Raw genomic sequence first — 17,474 nt, 5'->3', positions numbered from 1 at the left:
GACCAAAACTAATAATAAAATAATATAATGAATAAAAAAAATATAAAAACTACATCTTCAGTCTCACTAGATAATGTATCAATTAGATATGGCAATTCAGTTGCAGTTAAAAATGTGTTTTGTGATATTGAAAAGAATCAAGTTACATCTTTTATTGGTCCATCAGGATGTGGTAAATCAACCGTCATTAGAGCAATCAATCGTATGAACGATTTAATAGAAGGTTGCAAATTATCAGGTAGTGTTATTTTTGAAGGGATAGATATATATGCAGAGGATATAGATCCAGTTGAAGTTAGAAGAAGAATTGGAATGGTTTTTCAACAACCAAATCCTTTTCCTAAAAGTATTTACGAAAATATTGCCTTTGGTGCAAGAGTTAATGGATATAAAGGTAATATGGATCAATTAGTAGAAGAATCTCTTACAAAGGCAGCTGTTTGGGATGAGTGCAAAGATAAATTAAACGAAAGTGGTTATTCATTATCTGGCGGTCAACAACAAAGATTATGCATAGCAAGGACAATCGCTATTGAACCTGATGTGATCTTAATGGATGAGCCATGCTCAGCACTTGATCCATTATCTACATTAAAAATTGAAGAGACAATTCACGAATTAAAGAAGAATTTTACAATCATTATTGTTACGCACAATATGCAACAAGCTAATAGAGTCAGTGATTACACAGCTTTTTTCAACACAGAGAAAAAAGATAAGGATTTAGGTGGAAAAATTGGATTTTTAGTTGAGTTTGATAAAACAAAAAACATGTTCAATTCACCAAAGCAAAAATCGACTCAAGACTATATCTCTGGAAAATTTGGATAACACTAAAGCTTTTTTATTAAAAGTTAGCTTGCGATACGGAGAGAGAGGGATTCGAACCCTCGATAGGGTTGCCCCTATACAGCATTTCCAGTGCTGCGCCTTCAACCACTCGGCCACCTCTCCTTGGAATCAGCCATGAAATGTCTCTCAAATGCTGAATTTAAATATATACCACAAGAGAGGTCATGTTAAAAATTTAACTATCGGATTTATTTATTAAATACTTTTATACCAAACAAGTTCCTAGTAATCATTAATTTATTAATGAGAATAAATTGATTTAAAGATAAATAGAATCTACCAATAGTAGACGATTAATATAAATAAAAACAATAGTCATGGTTATACCATCTTGTAAAACCGCTGCTTTGAATGCAGGTCTGGGTAAAGATGAAATTAATAAATTATTAGAACTTGCCAAGCAGGCCGCAGAAAGAGGGGGAGCATCTCTAATGAATAATTATGGAAGGATTAAAACGATAAAATGTAAGGGAACTGCTGGAGATCTTGTTACTAATGCAGATATAGAATGTGAAAAATTAATAATAGAATATTTAGAAAAAGAGACTCCTTACATTTCTATTCTTGCTGAAGAAAGTGGATATAAGTCAAAGGATGGTGAATTAAAATGGTGTATAGACCCTCTTGATGGAACAACTAACTATGCCCATGGATATCCATTTTTCGCAACTTCAATAGGTTTAATTTGGAATAGCAAACCAATATTGGGAGCAATATCAGTACCTTCTTTGAATGAAATTTATTACGCTTCTCCAGAACATGGATCATATTGTAATGGCGAAAAAATAAATGTAACGAACACGAATTCCTTATCTGATTCACTCTTAGTTACAGGTTTCGCATATGACCGACGAGAAGTATTAGATAATAATTATTCAGAATTTTGTTGGCTAACCCATCTTACCCATGGGGTAAGAAGAGGAGGAGCAGCCGCTGTAGATCTAGCATTTGTAGCCTCAGGCAAAGTTGATGGTTTTTGGGAACGTGGACTTGCAAAATGGGATATGGCAGCAGGAGTACCACTAGTCGAAATGGCGGGTGGAATAGTTTCCAATTATCCTTCCGGAGATTTTGATCTCAATAACGGCAGAATTCTTGCTTGTAATCCAGAGATACAAAATGAGCTCATAAAAGAACTTGGAAAAATTAAACCATTAACCCCTAACTCTTATGGTGGAAAATAGTCTTAATTTATGTGATCCTTAAGAAATAAAAAGATTCAAATAATGACATTGCAACCTGCCTCGGGTGCGCGCGACTTAAATCCTCAGCAAGTAAGAAAGAACCATCTCATTGCATCAAAACTTTCCTCTCTATATCAACTATGGGGATATGAGCGAATATCACCGCCGCACATAGAACGTCTAGACACACTGACGGCAGCTGGTGGGATTTCGAACAATGAAATACTAAAAATCGTTTCTGATGAACCTCTTGGATTAAGACCTGAAATAACAGCGTCAATTGTTCGAGCTGCCTCTACTAGATTTAATGAATATGAAAGGCCACTTCGTTTTTGGTCAGCAGGAACCTCATTCAAATGCAATCAAAGCATTGATGGTGGTATTGATATTGAAGAGTCATTTCAAAGCGGAGTTGAATTGATAGGAACAAAAGCAATTAATGCAGAAATAGAACTTCTATCTCTTCTCATCGAATCATTAGAAGTAATTGAAATTGATCAAAAATATAAAATGACATTGCTTATTGGAAATACATATCTATTGGAACTTATTTTAAGCTCATTTGATTCAACCAAGATAGACCAAATAAAAAAAATTCTCTCCGATCTTGATTACATAGCATTGACTACACTTGATGTAAAAGAAGAACAAAGAATGTTTATCAAAACCATCATGAATATGAGAGGAAAACCTGAAAAAGTGTTAACTAATCTACAAAACATATATGGCTCAAATTCATACATTGATAAACTAGAGGAATTATTTACCATTATTGAGCCATTAGCTAAAGAGAAAGGAATAGAAGTACAACTAGACCCTACATTAGGAACCAAATATAAATTATATAGTGGATTAACATTTTCTCTTGTTTCATCATCAACAAGTGCTCCTGTTACTATTGCCAAAGGTGGTAGATATGATGATTTAGTTAAAAAATTTAGTTCAAGCGCCCAAAATTGCTATGGAATTGGTTTTAGTATTAGCGTTGATAAAGTTAGAGAATTAGTCTCCACAAGCAAAGAAAAACTTGTTAATAATGTAAAAGTTTTAATCGCATATAAGCAAAGTGCCAATTTGTATAAAGCATTAAAACAACAAAAGGAATTGCATAGAAAGGGGATTATTTCAGTAATTTCACATGAACCTTTAAAGACAATTGATGAAACAAATCAACTCTTAAAAACTAACAGATGTAATAAAATAGAATGGATAGATTGATATAAATTAGCCTTAAATTTTTAATAATTGTCAGGAATTGAAAACTATTGAGCTGTAATCAATAACACTTTTGCATTTAACGCCTAAATAGAAATTTGTATCGCTATGATAATAAAAATTTAGACAAGACATGCCCGTTAAAGAAGAAGGAACAATTCTTATTCACACAGAAAATATATTTCCAATAATAAAAAAAGCAGTTTACTCAGATCATGAGATATTTATTAGAGAGCTTATAAGTAACTCCGTAGATGCAATCAAGAAAAGGAAAATGGCCGCCTTTGCAGGAGATTGTGTCGCTGCTGACGATGAAAAAATAAAAATTTCGATTGACAGAGAGCATAAGACATTGACCATTAGTGACAATGGAATAGGAATGACTAGTGATGAAATTAAGAAATATATTAATCAAGTAGCTTTCTCAAGCGCAGAAGAATTTCTTGAAAAATATAAGCAACCTGATGATGGTTTTATAGGTCATTTTGGACTCGGTTTTTACTCAAGTTTTATGGTTGCAGAAGAAGTTGAAATAATAACTAAATCAGCAAAGAATGACTCACAAGCTATTCAATGGAAATGCAATGGATCGCCTCAATATACACTTGATGAATCAGATAAAGAAGAGATAGGTACAGATATAATTTTACATTTAATGGAAGAAGAAATTGAATATATAGAACCAAGCAGAATTAAGACATTAATTAAAAAATATTGTGATTTCATGCCTATTGAAATCTCACTTGAAGAAGAAGTTATCAATAAAATGAATCCACCATGGAGAGAAAGCAAACAAAATCTTAAAGATGAAGATTATATTGAACTCTATAAATATCTCTATCCCTTTCAAGGAGATCCTCTCTTATGGGTTCACCTAAATACTGACTATCCATATAATTTGCAAGGAATATTATATTTTCCAAAGATAAGTGGAAGAGCAGATTGGGAAAGTGGTGAAATAAAACTTTTCTGTAATCAGGTCTTTGTTAGTGACTCAATTAAAGAGATAGTTCCTAGATATCTATTACCGTTGAGGGGTGTGATAGATTCACCAGACATTCCCTTAAATGTTAGTAGAAGCGCATTACAATCAGACAGAAGAGTTAAATCTATAGGTAACTTTATTGCTAAGAAATTAGCCGATAAGCTTAAAACATTAAAGAAGGATGAAACCCAATTTTATGCTGACATATGGGACTCAATAGCCCCCTTTATAAAAATTGGAGCTATGGAAGATGAGAAATTTGCCGAACAAGTAAAAGATATAATTTTATATTCAACAACAAAAGTTCCTGTTGAAGATAATGAAGAGAATAACGGGTTGGTAAAATCTGGTTCAAAAACATTTACTACCCTAGAAGGATATAAGAATAGGCTTACTGATGAGAACAAAAAGATTTTATATTCAACAGATGAAGTCTCTCAATCAACAGCACTCAATATGTGGACTTCACAAGGTAAAGAGGTCTTAAAACTTGATACTGTTATTGATACTCAGTTTATTCCTTGGCTAGAGGAAAAAAATAAAGAAATAAATTTTGTAAGAGTCGATTCCGAACTGGACGAAAGTATTAAAGATGATTCGCCTGAGATTGCAGATAAAGACGGAAATACAAAGTCAGAAACACTTAAAAAAATTATTAGTTCGGCTTTAAACAATGAAAAAGTCACAGTACAAATACAGAATTTAAAAGGTGATAATTCACCACCTTCATTAATTTTGTTACCAGAACAAATGAGAAGAATAAATGATATAACAGCATTAATGGAACAGAAACTGCCTGGTCTTCCCGAATATCATAATTTAATAGTCAATTCAAACCACCCACTTATTCAAGGCTTACTCAAGCTAAATTCTAACCAAATAGTTATTGAAGGATCCAGTAAATCAGAAGAAGGTCAATTAGCTAGCGACATCGCTATACATGTTTATGAGATGGCAAAACTATCAATTGGAGGGCTTGAGAACAAAGATATAGCAGCTTTTCAAAATAGAAATGCTGAGCTGCTAGGGAAATTAATGAAAAATTTCGTATAAACTCAACCTCATTTGATAGAATAAATAAACGAATAAGATTAAAAAATGTCTAGAGTTTGCCAACTTACAGGCACAAGGGCTAATAACGGAATGTCAGTCAGCCATTCCCATATCAGAACTAAAAAATTGCAGCAAGCAAATTTGCAGCAGCGTAGATTGTGGTGGGAAGAAGAAAACAAATGGATTAATATAAGAGTTACGACAAGAGCACTAAAAACTATTCAAAAAAAAGGTTTAGGAAAATATGCCAAATCATTAGGGGTTGATTTAAACAAACTTTAAATTTGATTTTTATCAAATGAAAAGAAGTGAATTTATAAAATCCTTTATTTTATTTTCTAGTATTTTATTTATTAAACCTTCGAGACTATTTGCAAGTATAAATTCAGTTAAAATTGGCAAAAAGGCACCCAATTTTTTGTTGAATGGATATAACAAAAACAGCCCAAATAAAAAGCAATGGTCATTGGATGATTTTTCAAAAAAATGGTTAGTTTTATATTTTTATCCTAAAGATTTCTCAAGTGGTTGTACATTAGAGGCTAAAAATTTTCAGGATAATCTTTCTAAATATAATAAAATTAATGCCTCAATAGTTGGGATCAGTGCAGATAGTGAAGAAGAGCACGAATCATTTTGTACATCCGAAAATCTTGGATATACATTACTATCAGATGCAAATTCAGTAATTAGCAAGTCATACGATTCATGGTTAGATCCCTACTCAAAAAGAAATACATTTCTGATCAACCCAGAAGGTATAGTTGTATATAAATGGATAGGAGTAAGACCAATTGGACATGCTCAAGAAGTTTTAAAAGAGCTTACTAAACAACAAAAAATATATGCATGAACTATCTTTAGGAACATGGTTTATCCATATTGCGACTCTATTTGAGTGGGCAATTGCAATAATAATAATTGACTATATTTCATCAATAACCAATAACAAGGCTTTGGGTTATTTTGCTTTAGCAATGTTGCCAAATTTAGCTAGTGCTATGGCAGCAATCACATGGCATATATTCGACAACAGTATTGAATTAAAAGGATTAGTTGTACTACAGGCGGCTCTTACAACTGTAGGAAATATATGTCTTGCATTTGCTGCTTGGAACTTGTTTAGGTCTGAGTCATCACAATCGAACCAATGAATATTTCAATTCTTAGTCTTGATTCAATAGCACGAATTGACCCCAGTCCATTTTTCGTCATTTCACTAATCCCTTATCTAGTATTTCTGCGTTACGCGGGCAAAACAAAAGCGATACCAAAAATATCATTTATTGGCTTTAAGTTAACTCTTTTATTTGTATTCATGACGATTGTTTTTGCAATAATCGCACAAATTTATTTTGGGGATGAATTAACAAATGTTGATGTACTGCATGGACTAGCAGAATCGTTCTTAACGATTAGCGATGCATTTGTTGTTTACGGTTTTGTTTTGATGCTCCAGTCATTTAAAAATAAAGCAGAAGTAAAAAACTCTTAAGAGGTAAGTAACATTTGACGCAAAATCAATCTTTATGGTTGATAATGTATTTATTCAATAGGGATAAAAGATGCTCACAACATTATTAGCAGCAGCTGATCCAGTGACATTTCAGTGGTCTCCAAAATGTGCCGTTGTGATGATCATTTGCAATATACTTGCTTATGCAATTGCAAGATCAAATATTGAAAAGCCAAACGAAGGGTTCCCAATTCCTAATTCTCAATTTTTTGGTGGGCTAAGTCATGGTTCTGTTGTAGCCGCAAACTGCTTAGGTCATGTATTAGGAATAGGATCAATATTGGGTCTTGCTGCTAGAGGCGTTTTATAAATTAAGTTTCTAAATTAAATAGAAAAAAAAGGATTATTAATCAATAATCCTTTTTTTATTGTTTGATAATTAATTAAAATTAAATTTATTTCTAATTTGATCAGCCATCATTTCTGGTGTCAAGCCAAGCGATTCTTTGCTTTGTTGTGGCGTTGCATGATCAACTAATTTGTCTGGTATTCCAATTCTTAATGTAGGGACAAAAATATCATTATCATTAAAAGATTCAACAACAGCAGATCCAAAGCCGCCCAATAGTGTTCCTTCTTCCATTGTTACTACTTTGCCAATTCTTTTTGCTGCCTCATGAATAGTATCCTCATCTAATGGTCTTATGAAGCGAGCGTTAATAACAGTACTATTGACTCCAAATTCTTTAAGTATTGCTGCTGTTCTAATTGCTGGGAAAACCATAGAGCCATAACCAATAATTAATAAGTTTTCGCCCTCTTCTAAAGTCTCAGCTTTACCAATTTCCAGAGATTCCCATCCTTCCTCCATCAAAGCTGCACCTTCTCCAGAACCTCTAGGTATCCTTAGAGCTGATGGACCATTGTGATTAATACAGGTCACCAACATTTGCTGCAATTCAGACTCATCTTTTGGAGCCATAACAGTAAAGTTTGGAATACACCTTAAATAGCTAATGTCATATTGCCCTTGATGAGTTGGGCCATCAGCACCAACAATTCCAGCTCTATCTAATACGAAAGTTACAGGTAAATTCTGTATTCCAATATCATGGATCAACTGATCATATGCACGTTGTAAAAAAGTACTGTAAATGGCAACAACTGGTTTGATGCCTTCGCAAGCCATACCACCAGCAAGAGTTACAGCATGTTGTTCTGCTATACCAACATCAACATATTGATCAGGAATAGCTTTCTGTAAAAGATTTAAAGCTGTACCTTCTGCCATTGCAGCAGTAATACCTACAATTTTGCTGTCTTGCTCGCAAAGCTTTACTAAAGTTTGACCAAATACCTTGCTAAAACTTGGAGGTTTAGGAGTTTTAGAAGGAATAGATTTTCCTGTTGTTAGATCAAAGGAAGACTGAGCATGGTAACCAACCTGATCAGCTTCAGCATATGGATAACCTTTTCCTTTTGTAGTAGCGACATGGACCATTACAGGTCCACCAACTTTATGCGCAGCATTAAATGTTCTAGTCAATTCGGCAATATCATGCCCATCTACAGGACCCATATAAGTAAAACCCAATTCCTCAAAAACTGCACCAACACTTGGAACTGCTAAACGTCTAACGCTGCCAGTAAGAGATTTAAATTCCTCTTGTATAGCATCTCCCATGAAAGGAAGATTTTTCACACTTTCTTGGACACTATCAGATATGAATTGAACAGGCGGGCTATGACGCATACGATTTAAATAAGTCGATAATGCTCCAACAGGAGGAGAAATCGACATATCATTATCATTTAGGACAACCAAAAGAGGTGTTTTTGGAAGATGTCCTGCATGATTAATAGCCTCTAAAGCCATTCCACCGGTAAGAGCACCATCTCCAATTACTGCAACACATTTATAATCTTCCCCTTTTCGGTCTCTAGCAATAGCCATACCAAGAGCGGCAGAAATTGATGTGCTCGCATGTCCAGCTCCAAAATGATCAAATTTACTTTCTGTTCTTTTTAGATAACCAGCTACGCCTTTTTGCTGTCTGAGAGAATCAAATCGGTTATATCTTCCCGTAAGTAACTTGTGAGGATAAGCTTGATGTCCAACATCCCAAATAACTTTATCTACATCTAGATCTAAAGTCTGATAGAGAGCAATTGTTAACTCAACAACACCAAGACCTGGACCTAAGTGCCCACCACTAGTAGAAACTACTTGAAGATGCCTTTCTCTAATTTGGCAAGCAACATCTTCCAATTCACTAATGGCTAAGCCATGAAGCTCATTTGGATGACTTAACTGGCTCAGACGCATATAACTCTGAGATTGAATCCCTCCAATCTACGAGGTCTACCGTACATTTTGATAAAACTTGCACAAGAACAAATGGAATGTAGAAAACACAAAAATCAAAAATCGTTGAAAAACTAGATATGGAGGACTATTTACAGAAAATACTAAGAGCTCGCGTTTATGACGTTGCTGAAGAAACCCCATTAGAAAAGGCGAAAAACTTAAGCAAAAAATTCGAAAATAACATTTGGTTTAAGAGAGAAGACCTTCAACCTGTCTTTTCATTCAAGTTAAGAGGTGCATTTAACCGCATGTCTCAGCTGAGCAAGGAAGAGCTAAATAAAGGAGTAATTGCATCAAGCGCTGGAAACCATGCACAGGGAGTTGCATTAAGTGCATCATTCCTGAAATGCAGAGCAGTAATTGTTATGCCACTGACAACTCCCGTTATGAAAGTAAGGGCAGTTGAATCACACAAGGCAGAAGTTATTCTTTTCGGTGAAACTTATGATGAGTGCTATGGAAAGGCACTAGATATATCTAAGAAAGAAAATCTAACTTTCATACATCCATTTGATGATCCTGAAGTCATAGCAGGACAAGGAACAATAGGTCTAGAAATACTTAGACAAAGTCAAACTCCGCCTGATGCGATTTACATAGCTGTTGGAGGCGGGGGACTTATTGCTGGTGTAAGTGCGTACGTAAAAGCAATATGGCCAGATACAAAGATTATTGGTGTTGAACCAGAAGATGCCTGCGCAATGACACTTTCATTAAAGGCAAATGAGCCTATTGAACTTGAGAGTATTGGCCTTTTTGCAGACGGAGTTGCGGTAAGGAAGGTAGGAGAAACGACGTTCTCGATTTGCAAAAAAAATATTGATGAAATGGTTACTGTAAGTACTGACGAAATTTGCGCCGCGATAAAAGATGTTTTCGAGGATACAAGATCAATTCTTGAACCAGCAGGTGCATTATCTATAGCTGGCTTAAAAAAACATGTTGTAAATAATCAGTTAAAAAACAACAACCTAGTTGCAATAGCTTGTGGTGCAAATATGAATTTTGAACGACTAAGATTTGTAGCAGAAAGAGCCGAATTAGGTGAAGAAAAAGAAGCTATGATTGCAGTAGGAATTCCAGAAAAAGCGGGCAGTTTAAAACTTTTATGCAAAACACTTGGGTCACGCAGTCTAACTGAATTTAGTTACAGGATTTCAGAAGGTAAAACAGCTCAAATATTTATGGGTGTAGAAGTTTCGAATAATAATGATAGGGAATTATTAACAGCTGAGATCAAAAGGGGAGGTTTTGATTGTCATGATTTAAGTAATGATGAATTATCAAAAGTTCATCTCAGGCATATGGTTGGCGGCAGGCTACCAAGAGCAATCAGTCAAATATCTAAAGGAGAATATATAGAATTGCTATATAGATTTGAGTTTCCTGAAAGGCCTGGTGCCTTAATGAGATTTGTTAACTCAATGAGACCAGAGTGGACAATAAGCATCTTCCATTATCGAAACCATGGTGCTGATACTGGAAGAATAGTAATAGGTGTATTAGTAAACGATTCCGAGATTCAAGCTTGGAATGAGTTTGTCAAAAAAATAGGTTATAAAAATTGGGATGAGACAGATAATCCAGCATATAAATTATTTTTAGGTGCATAGTTTAATTAGACGCGTTAATTTTGGATATACAGAAAAATAATTTTGGTATTAATGTTATGAGTGAGAGCATACAAATTTCATTACCAGCGAAGATTGAGGCAATCCTGTATCTCAAAGGAAGGCCAACATCATCAAAAGAGATGGCTGAATTACTGGATAAAGATATTGCTGAAATTGAAAAAGCACTTTGGGAACTTAAGGCTGGATACGCTCAGCGTGACACTTCTCTAGAAATAAACGAAAACAAAAGTCATTACAGCTTGGAATTAAGGCAAGGGCTAGGTGAGTTGGTTCAAGATCTCCTTCCAGCAGATTTATCGATTGCGACATTAAGAACATTGGCGACTGTTGCACTCAAAAAGAAAATACTCCAATCAGAATTGGTTGATCTCAGAGGATCTGGCGCATACGATCACATTAAAGAGCTTGTAGAAAAAAACTTCGTTGAAAGAAGGCGGCAAAAGGATGGACGTTCTTTCTGGTTAACTCTCTCAGAAAAATTTCATCAAACATTTTCTGTATTACCTGAACCAGATCAAGCAGAAGACAAAAAGGCGGCGTAATATAATACAAAAAATCAAAGGCTAATGGGCTACGAAATTATTCCGACAATTCTTCTTGTACTTTTAAAAACACTTGGAATTTATTCAACAATATTGATCATTAGGGTTTTGCTGACCTGGTTCCCAAATCTTGATATGAGTAATCCCATACTTGTAAATTTGTGTGCTATTACTGATCCTTATCTAAATTTTTTCAGAGGAATTATACCTCCATTAGCAGGCTTAGATTTATCTCCTATTTTAGCTTTTGTTGTTATTAGAGTCGTTCAAGGAATTCTAGGAAATGCAGCTGCATTGGCGATGGGAGGATTTCAAATGTATGGATAGTTGAAGTTCATCGATTATCACCACTGCCTTGAATTTTTCCTCGAACTTTTCGGCTGTTTAGCTTTTGTAAGTTTGCATGAGCGACCTCTTCCAATTCATAACCCAGTTCACTCGAGAGCTGGGATATGTACCAAAGAACATCACCTAGTTCAAATTTAATTGCATCCTTACTATCTTTATCAAATACACCCTTTTTGTCTCTTAGGATTTTCTTTACTTTGTCAGCGACCTCCCCTGCTTCACCAACAAGACCTAAGGTTGGATAAATAGCATTGCTACCAACATCAGGATAAAGAGCTGTCTTACGAGATTCTCTTTGATAATCATTTAATTCCATCTTTATTCTCTTGAAAAAGTAAAGTTGACAAATAAAACACAATCAGATGTTAGTTTTTTGTTATCACAAGTCACATAAATGAAAATACTCGACCTAGCCAGAAGGACCAAGATTGTAGCTACCATAGGACCCGCAACTGAGAGTGCGAGTCAAATAAGCAAGTTAGTAGAGGCCGGTGCGACTACTTTCCGTCTAAATTTTAGTCATGGAGATCATGAAGAACATGCTCAAAGAATAAAAACAATTAGAAAAGTTTCTGATGATCTAGGCATTCACATAGGAATTCTTCAGGATCTTCAGGGGCCTAAGATTAGACTTGGTAGATTTAAAAATGGCCCAGTTAATGTCAAAAATGGCGATAAATTTATTCTTACATCGAAAAATATTGACTGTAATCAGGACCAAGCAAATGTCACTTACGACAAGCTAGCTGAAGAAGTAAATGTTGGGAATCGAATTCTGTTGGATGATGGAAGGGTTGAGATGAAAGTTGAAGAAGTAGATTTAAAAGAACAAAGATTAATTTGTTCAATAACTGTGGGTGGGGTTCTATCAAATAACAAAGGAGTTAATTTTCCTGATGTTCAACTCTCCATAAGGGCTTTAACAGACAAAGATAAAAAAGATCTAGCATTTGGTTTAAAACAAGGTGTTGATTGGGTAGCACTAAGTTTTGTAAGAAATCCATCTGATTTAATAGAAATAAAAGATTTAATTAGAAATCATGGATATGACACTCCAGTAGTTGCGAAGATAGAAAAATTTGAAGCAATTGATCAAATAGACGCTGTCTTAAAATTATGTGATGGAGTCATGGTGGCTAGAGGAGATCTAGGTGTAGAGATGCCAGCAGAAGAAGTTCCATTATTACAAAAACAACTTATCAAAAAGGCAAACAGCCTTGGCATACCAATTATTACAGCCACACAAATGCTTGATTCAATGGCCTCAAGCCCAAGGCCTACAAGAGCTGAGGTGAGTGATGTTGCAAATGCAATACTCGATGGCACGGATGCTGTAATGCTCTCAAATGAGACTGCGGTGGGTGATTATCCCATTGAGTCTGTGGCGACTATGGCTACTATTGCGAAAAGAATCGAACGAGATTATCCACAAAAAGCATTAGAAAGTCATCTTCCAAGCACTATTCCAAATGCGATTAGTGCGGCTGTAAGCAGTATTGCTAGACAAATAAACGCTGCAGCAATAATACCTTTAACAAAAAGTGGTGCTACCGCTAAAAACGTAAGCAAGTTTAGACCTCCCACTCCAGTATTGGCAGTAACTAATGAAAAGAGTGTTGCCAGCACGCTTCAACTTGTCTGGGGAGTAACGCCCCTTCTAATAGAAAATCAAACAAGCACATCAAAAACATTTGATGATGCCATGAATATGGCCAAAAAAATGAAAATCCTCAAGCAAGGAGATCTTGTTGTTGAGACAGCTGGAACACTTTCAGGTGTAAGTGGGTCAACAGACTTGGTAAAGGTTGGGATAGTTAGTTCAGAAGATGAAAATGAATCTTTATTTATCTAAAAACATATGAAAAGAAAACTCCCGCTTGCTGAAACTTCGGGAATGGCAATAAAGAATCTTAAGTCAAATAAGTTTAGAAGCTTATTAACAATGCTAGGGATAGTGATTGGAAATGCTTCTGTCATAACACTTGTAGGTGTAGGGAGAGGAGCACAAAATCTTGCGGAAAATCAACTAAGCAATCTTGGAGCAAATGTTTTATTTGTTGTTCCTGGGAATAATGACACAAGAAGAAGAGGAGTGGCTTTTCCCAAGAATCTCGTTCTTAAAGATGCAAAAGCAATAAAAGAACAAGTTCCTACTGTTAAAAGAGTCGCCCCACAAATATCATCTAATGAAGTCATCCAAACTGGTTCTAAAAGTACTAGTAGTTCTATTTCAGGCGTTACAAGTGACTTCTTAATTGTAAGAAGCTTTGAAATTGCAAAAGGACGTTTTATCAATAATCAAGATACAAAAGGAGCTAAGAACGTAGTGGTAATTGGTCCCGATCTTGAAGAGAAACTTTTTAAAAATAGAGAAGGTTTGGGAGAGCGGATAAGAATAAAAGATCAGTCTTTTGAAATTGTGGGAGTAATGAAGCCTAAAGGTGCTGTGTTTGGAAATAATCAAGACGAAAACGCTTACATTCCTTTATCCACAATGGTCAGCAGAATTACTGGTAAAGATCCAACCTATGGAGTAAGTCTAAGTTTCATAAGTGTTGAAGCAATAAATGAAAAATCAACAAAGGCTGCAAAATTTCAGATAACAAACTTATTAAGACAACGACATAAAATAATTAGAGATGATGACTTTGCTGTTAGATCTCAAAAAGATGCTTTGCAAATAGTTTCAACTATTACGGGCGGTTTAACATTAATGCTTGCTGCAATAGGAGGTATTTCATTATTAGTTGGTGGAATAGGTATTATGAATATCATGCTGGTATCTGTTAGCGAAAGAACTGAAGAAATAGGCCTTAGGAAAGCATTAGGAGCTAGAAGACTTGACATATCAACACAATTCCTAATTGAATCATTAATTCTTTCTAGTCTAGGCGGTATTGCAGGAACAGGTTTAGGACTAACCACTGTAAAAGTTGTAGCCTTATTAACACCTCTACCTGCAACAATTGGACTTGGTACTGTCTTCATAACAGTTATAATTTCCGGTACAATAGGTTTGACTTTTGGTGTTCTGCCAGCAAAAAGAGCCGCAAAACTAGATCCAATTACCGCACTTAGAAGTTTATAAATATGATTTGTCTATCAAAAGTATTGGCTATTTCATGAATTTTCGAAATATAATTTTTTAAATCTTTCTGAGAAACTGATGAAACCATCCAACAGAAAGGGGCATTGCACTATTAGAATCGTTCAAAGTTTTAAAGAATTATGGATAAGAAATGGAAAGTTGTAGCACTTTGGGTGCTACCCATAACGATAGTAATACTAATTACGTGGCAAATTCTTGGCTCTTCAACAAATACCCAAGTTAATCAAACAAATACATCTAATCCATCAAGAAATGCTCCGGTTGCAAAGATCAGTTATGGAAGATTTCTTGATTATGTAAAAGCTGGAAGAGTAACTTCTGTTGACATTTACGAAGGTGGTAGAAATGCAATCGTCGAGTCCGTTGATCCCGAAATTGATAACAGAATTCAACGTTTAAGAGTTGATCTACCAGGTTTGGCTCCTGAATTAGTCTCCTCCCTAAAAGATGAGGGAATCAGTTTTGACATTCATCCACCTAAAACGGCACCAGCGGGAGTTGGAATTCTTGGCAACCTTCTCTTTCCAATTATTCTAATAGGAGGTCTGATTTTACTTTCAAGAAGATCAAACTCTATGCCAGGCGGTCCAGGGCAAGCTATGCAATTTGGTAAAACAAAAGCAAGATTTGCAATGGAAGCTGAGACTGGTGTCAAATTCGATGATGTAGCAGGAGTAAATGAAGCGAAACAGGATTTAGAAGAGGTTGTCACATTTTTAAAACAACCTGAAAGATTTACATCTGTAGGGGCTCAAATACCAAGAGGTGTTTTACTAGTTGGTCCTCCAGGAACAGGTAAAACCCTATTAGCAAAGGCTATTGCTGGAGAAGCTGGAGTTCCTTTCTTCTCTCTTTCAGGTTCAGAATTTGTAGAAATGTTTGTAGGTGTAGGTGCAAGTCGTGTCAGAGATTTATTTAAAAGAGCCAAAGAAAACAGTCCTTGCTTGATTTTTATTGATGAAATTGATGCAGTCGGAAGACAGAGGGGTGCTGGAATTGGAGGAGGTAATGACGAAAGAGAGCAAACACTCAATCAACTTCTGACTGAGATGGATGGATTTGAAGGTAATAGTGGAATCATCATCATTGCAGCTACAAATAGACCTGACGTTCTTGACTCAGCATTGATGAGGCCAGGTAGATTCGATAGACAAGTAACCGTTGACGCGCCAGACATATCAGGGAGATTGTCAATTCTCAAAGTTCACTCAAGAAATAAAAAATTAGAAAAGGATTTAACTTTAGAAAGTATTGCTAGAAGAACCCCTGGTTTTACAGGTGCTGATTTAGCCAATTTGCTAAATGAAGCAGCTATTCTTACAGCCAGAAGAAGAAAGAATCAAATAGGTCTTTCTGAAATTGATGATGCTGTTGATCGCATCATTGCAGGAATGGAAGGGACACCACTAGTAGATGGAAGAAGCAAGAGACTCATCGCCTATCACGAGGTTGGTCATGCCTTGATAGGGTCATTGGTAAAAGATCATGATCCTGTTCAAAAAGTAACTGTTATCCCAAGAGGACAAGCACAGGGTTTGACATGGTTCTCTCCAGATGATGATCAGTCTTTGATTAGCAGGGCACAATTAAAAGCAAGAATTATGGGGGCTCTTGGAGGGAGAGCTGCAGAGGATATTATTTTCGGAAGAGAAGAAGTAACAACTGGGGCTGGAGGTGATGTACAAATGGTTGCATCAATGGCAAGGCAAATGGTTACGAGGTTTGGCATGAGCAGCCTCGGTCCAGTTTCATTAGAAGGTGATAGCCAAGAAGTATTTGTAGGAAGAAGCTTAATGAACACATCTGATATATCAGATGGAATTTCAAAGCAAATTGATGAACAAGTCAGATCAATAGTTAAAAAGTGCTACCAAGAAACACTTGAATTGGTTGAAAAGAATAGATCAGCCATGGATAAATTGGTTGAAATTTTAATCGAAAAGGAAACTATGGATGGAGATGAATTCTGCAAAATATTATCTCAATATACGACTATTCCTGAGAAAGATAGATTTATACCTGTTCTACCGGATGCAAAATAGTAGTTCAATTTCATACTGAATTTATTGGCCTTTTATTAAAGACGTTATCAATAATTCCATATTCGATGGCTTCAGATGGAGACATGTAAAAATCTCTGTCTGTATCCTCTCTAATTCTTTCAATGGGTTGACCCGTTCTATCGGATAATTCTTTGTTTAATTTATCTTTTATAAATAAGATTTCATCAGCTTGGATCCTTATATCACTCGCCTGACCTCTTGCACCTCCCAGTGGCTGATGAATCATTATTCTTGAATGGAGCAAACTGCTTCTCTTTCCTTTTGCACCTGCACAAAGCAGAAAGGCGCCCATACTTGCAGCTAGTCCAACACAAACGGTATGAATATCAGGCTTAACGTGCTGCATTGTGTCAAAAATCCCTAGGCCGTCATAAACAGATCCACCTGGAGAATTGATATACAGAAAGATATCTTTATCAGGATCGTCAGCCTCAAGGAAAAGGAGTTGAGCAACAATTCTGTTAGCAGAATCACTTGTTACTGGTTCACCCAAAAAAACAATTCTTTCTCTTAAAAGCCTTGAATAAATATCAAAGGCTCTTTCTCCTCTTCCAGATTCTTCAATAACTATTGGAATCATTGAACGATAATAATGGTCGGTTTTCATGATCCTAGCTAAGTCGGGGGATAAGCTAAGGTCTCTTAAGAATTAACTAGGTTTGGCA

General features: G+C 35.6%; 17 protein-coding genes, 1 tRNA gene and 1 pseudogene. 15 read left to right on the top strand and 4 right to left on the bottom strand.

The annotated features are described in order from the left end of the window. Positions 1-27: 27 nt before the first annotated feature. Positions 28-831: a phosphate ABC transporter ATP-binding protein PstB gene (gene pstB / locus PMN2A_RS04480; protein WP_011293843.1), complete on the top strand. Its 804-nt coding sequence runs from the start codon at positions 28-30 to the stop codon at positions 829-831. A gap of 36 nt (positions 832-867) precedes the next feature. Here pstB and PMN2A_RS04475 read toward each other — a convergent pair. Beyond that, a tRNA-Ser gene (locus PMN2A_RS04475) sits at positions 868-954 on the bottom strand. Between the two features lie 215 nt (positions 955-1,169). Between PMN2A_RS04475 and PMN2A_RS04470 the strand changes: the two genes are divergently transcribed. The 8 genes from PMN2A_RS04470 (at position 1,170) to psaK (ending at position 7,115) form a co-directional block, all read left to right on the top strand. Next, complete coding sequence (locus PMN2A_RS04470) at positions 1,170-2,036, top strand: inositol monophosphatase family protein (protein ID WP_011293842.1); 867 nt, start codon at positions 1,170-1,172, stop codon at positions 2,034-2,036. A gap of 42 nt (positions 2,037-2,078) precedes the next feature. Then, on the top strand, positions 2,079-3,254 hold the full coding sequence (locus tag PMN2A_RS04465; protein ID WP_011293841.1) for an ATP phosphoribosyltransferase regulatory subunit: 1,176 nt from the start codon (positions 2,079-2,081) through the stop codon (positions 3,252-3,254). 130 nt (positions 3,255-3,384) lie between these two features. Beyond that, positions 3,385-5,289, top strand: a complete 1,905-nt coding sequence (gene htpG, locus PMN2A_RS04460; RefSeq protein WP_011293840.1) for a molecular chaperone HtpG — start codon at positions 3,385-3,387, stop codon at positions 5,287-5,289. Positions 5,290-5,334: 45 nt separating this feature from the next. Continuing rightward, a complete protein-coding gene (gene rpmB, locus PMN2A_RS04455) occupies positions 5,335-5,571 on the top strand; it encodes a 50S ribosomal protein L28 (RefSeq protein WP_011293839.1) in 237 nt (78 codons plus the stop codon). Positions 5,572-5,587: 16 nt separating this feature from the next. Continuing rightward, entirely contained in the window at positions 5,588-6,142 is a 555-nt protein-coding gene (locus tag PMN2A_RS04450; protein ID WP_011293838.1) for a peroxiredoxin, read from the top strand. Further along, the gene (locus PMN2A_RS04445) at positions 6,135-6,443 is read left to right on the top strand and encodes a DUF2499 domain-containing protein (RefSeq protein WP_011293837.1); all 309 of its coding nucleotides are present in this window, start codon (positions 6,135-6,137) and stop codon (positions 6,441-6,443) included. The genes PMN2A_RS04450 and PMN2A_RS04445 overlap by 8 nt, the downstream gene beginning before the upstream one ends. Further along, the gene (locus PMN2A_RS04440; protein WP_011293836.1) at positions 6,440-6,784 is read left to right on the top strand and encodes a DUF3593 domain-containing protein; all 345 of its coding nucleotides are present in this window, start codon (positions 6,440-6,442) and stop codon (positions 6,782-6,784) included. Before PMN2A_RS04445 ends, PMN2A_RS04440 begins: the two co-directional genes overlap by 4 nt. A gap of 70 nt (positions 6,785-6,854) precedes the next feature. Continuing rightward, the gene (gene psaK / locus PMN2A_RS04435) at positions 6,855-7,115 is read left to right on the top strand and encodes a photosystem I reaction center subunit PsaK (RefSeq protein WP_011293835.1); all 261 of its coding nucleotides are present in this window, start codon (positions 6,855-6,857) and stop codon (positions 7,113-7,115) included. A gap of 69 nt (positions 7,116-7,184) precedes the next feature. Here psaK and dxs read toward each other — a convergent pair whose 3' ends face one another. Continuing rightward, a complete protein-coding gene (gene dxs / locus PMN2A_RS04430; RefSeq protein ID WP_011293834.1) occupies positions 7,185-9,071 on the bottom strand; it encodes a 1-deoxy-D-xylulose-5-phosphate synthase in 1,887 nt (628 codons plus the stop codon). A gap of 119 nt (positions 9,072-9,190) precedes the next feature. Here dxs and ilvA point away from each other — a divergent pair, with 119 nt between their 5' ends. The 3 genes from ilvA to PMN2A_RS04415 are packed head-to-tail and all read left to right on the top strand — an operon-like array spanning position 9,191 to position 11,616. After that, entirely contained in the window at positions 9,191-10,726 is a 1,536-nt protein-coding gene (ilvA, locus tag PMN2A_RS04425) for a threonine ammonia-lyase, biosynthetic (protein WP_011293833.1), read from the top strand. Between the two features lie 56 nt (positions 10,727-10,782). Next, entirely contained in the window at positions 10,783-11,289 is a 507-nt protein-coding gene (gene scpB / locus PMN2A_RS04420) for an SMC-Scp complex subunit ScpB (RefSeq protein WP_011293832.1), read from the top strand. Between the two features lie 24 nt (positions 11,290-11,313). Beyond that, positions 11,314-11,616 (top strand): YggT family protein, encoded by a 303-nt coding sequence (locus tag PMN2A_RS04415; RefSeq protein ID WP_011293831.1) that lies wholly within the window; start codon positions 11,314-11,316, stop codon positions 11,614-11,616. A gap of 7 nt (positions 11,617-11,623) precedes the next feature. On the opposite strand, the gene PMN2A_RS04410 is transcribed toward PMN2A_RS04415, so the two are convergent. Beyond that, a complete protein-coding gene (locus tag PMN2A_RS04410) occupies positions 11,624-11,953 on the bottom strand; it encodes a nucleoside triphosphate pyrophosphohydrolase family protein (RefSeq protein ID WP_011293830.1) in 330 nt (109 codons plus the stop codon). Between the two features lie 78 nt (positions 11,954-12,031). Here PMN2A_RS04410 and pyk point away from each other — a divergent pair. From pyk to ftsH, 3 genes and pseudogenes are all read left to right on the top strand, one after another. Continuing rightward, a pseudogene (gene pyk / locus PMN2A_RS04405) lies at positions 12,032-13,456 on the top strand (pyruvate kinase); the annotation flags it as partial. A 39-nt stretch (positions 13,457-13,495) separates the two neighbouring features. After that, a complete protein-coding gene (locus PMN2A_RS04400; protein ID WP_011293828.1) occupies positions 13,496-14,725 on the top strand; it encodes an ABC transporter permease in 1,230 nt (409 codons plus the stop codon). A gap of 140 nt (positions 14,726-14,865) precedes the next feature. Then, positions 14,866-16,788 carry an ATP-dependent zinc metalloprotease FtsH gene (gene ftsH, locus PMN2A_RS04395; RefSeq protein WP_011293827.1) on the top strand — a complete coding sequence of 641 codons (1,923 nt, stop codon included), beginning with the start codon at positions 14,866-14,868 and terminating at the stop codon, positions 16,786-16,788. A gap of 10 nt (positions 16,789-16,798) precedes the next feature. Here ftsH and clpP read toward each other — a convergent pair whose 3' ends face one another. Beyond that, the gene (gene clpP / locus PMN2A_RS04390; RefSeq protein ID WP_011293826.1) at positions 16,799-17,389 is read right to left on the bottom strand and encodes an ATP-dependent Clp endopeptidase proteolytic subunit ClpP; all 591 of its coding nucleotides are present in this window, start codon (positions 17,387-17,389) and stop codon (positions 16,799-16,801) included. Positions 17,390-17,474 lie beyond the last annotated feature (85 nt).

Source organism: Prochlorococcus marinus str. NATL2A, from assembly GCF_000012465.1.
GTDB lineage: Bacteria > Cyanobacteriota > Cyanobacteriia > PCC-6307 > Cyanobiaceae > Prochlorococcus_B > Prochlorococcus_B marinus_B.
This window is presented reverse-complemented; position numbering and strand designations above follow the sequence as displayed.

Coding starts and splice junctions, on each gene's coding strand:
- pstB (WP_011293843.1), top strand. CDS start 28: ATGAATAAAAAAAATATAAAAACTACATCTTCAGTCTCACTAGATAAT.
- PMN2A_RS04470 (WP_011293842.1), top strand. CDS start 1,170: ATGGTTATACCATCTTGTAAAACCGCTGCTTTGAATGCAGGTCTGGGT.
- PMN2A_RS04465 (WP_011293841.1), top strand. CDS start 2,079: ATGACATTGCAACCTGCCTCGGGTGCGCGCGACTTAAATCCTCAGCAA.
- htpG (WP_011293840.1), top strand. CDS start 3,385: ATGCCCGTTAAAGAAGAAGGAACAATTCTTATTCACACAGAAAATATA.
- rpmB (WP_011293839.1), top strand. CDS start 5,335: ATGTCTAGAGTTTGCCAACTTACAGGCACAAGGGCTAATAACGGAATG.
- PMN2A_RS04450 (WP_011293838.1), top strand. CDS start 5,588: ATGAAAAGAAGTGAATTTATAAAATCCTTTATTTTATTTTCTAGTATT.
- PMN2A_RS04445 (WP_011293837.1), top strand. CDS start 6,135: ATGCATGAACTATCTTTAGGAACATGGTTTATCCATATTGCGACTCTA.
- PMN2A_RS04440 (WP_011293836.1), top strand. CDS start 6,440: ATGAATATTTCAATTCTTAGTCTTGATTCAATAGCACGAATTGACCCC.
- psaK (WP_011293835.1), top strand. CDS start 6,855: ATGCTCACAACATTATTAGCAGCAGCTGATCCAGTGACATTTCAGTGG.
- dxs (WP_011293834.1), bottom strand. CDS start 9,071: ATGCGTCTGAGCCAGTTAAGTCATCCAAATGAGCTTCATGGCTTAGCC.
- ilvA (WP_011293833.1), top strand. CDS start 9,191: ATGGAGGACTATTTACAGAAAATACTAAGAGCTCGCGTTTATGACGTT.
- scpB (WP_011293832.1), top strand. CDS start 10,783: ATGAGTGAGAGCATACAAATTTCATTACCAGCGAAGATTGAGGCAATC.
- PMN2A_RS04415 (WP_011293831.1), top strand. CDS start 11,314: ATGGGCTACGAAATTATTCCGACAATTCTTCTTGTACTTTTAAAAACA.
- PMN2A_RS04410 (WP_011293830.1), bottom strand. CDS start 11,953: ATGGAATTAAATGATTATCAAAGAGAATCTCGTAAGACAGCTCTTTAT.
- PMN2A_RS04400 (WP_011293828.1), top strand. CDS start 13,496: ATGAAAAGAAAACTCCCGCTTGCTGAAACTTCGGGAATGGCAATAAAG.
- ftsH (WP_011293827.1), top strand. CDS start 14,866: ATGGATAAGAAATGGAAAGTTGTAGCACTTTGGGTGCTACCCATAACG.
- clpP (WP_011293826.1), bottom strand. CDS start 17,389: ATGATTCCAATAGTTATTGAAGAATCTGGAAGAGGAGAAAGAGCCTTT.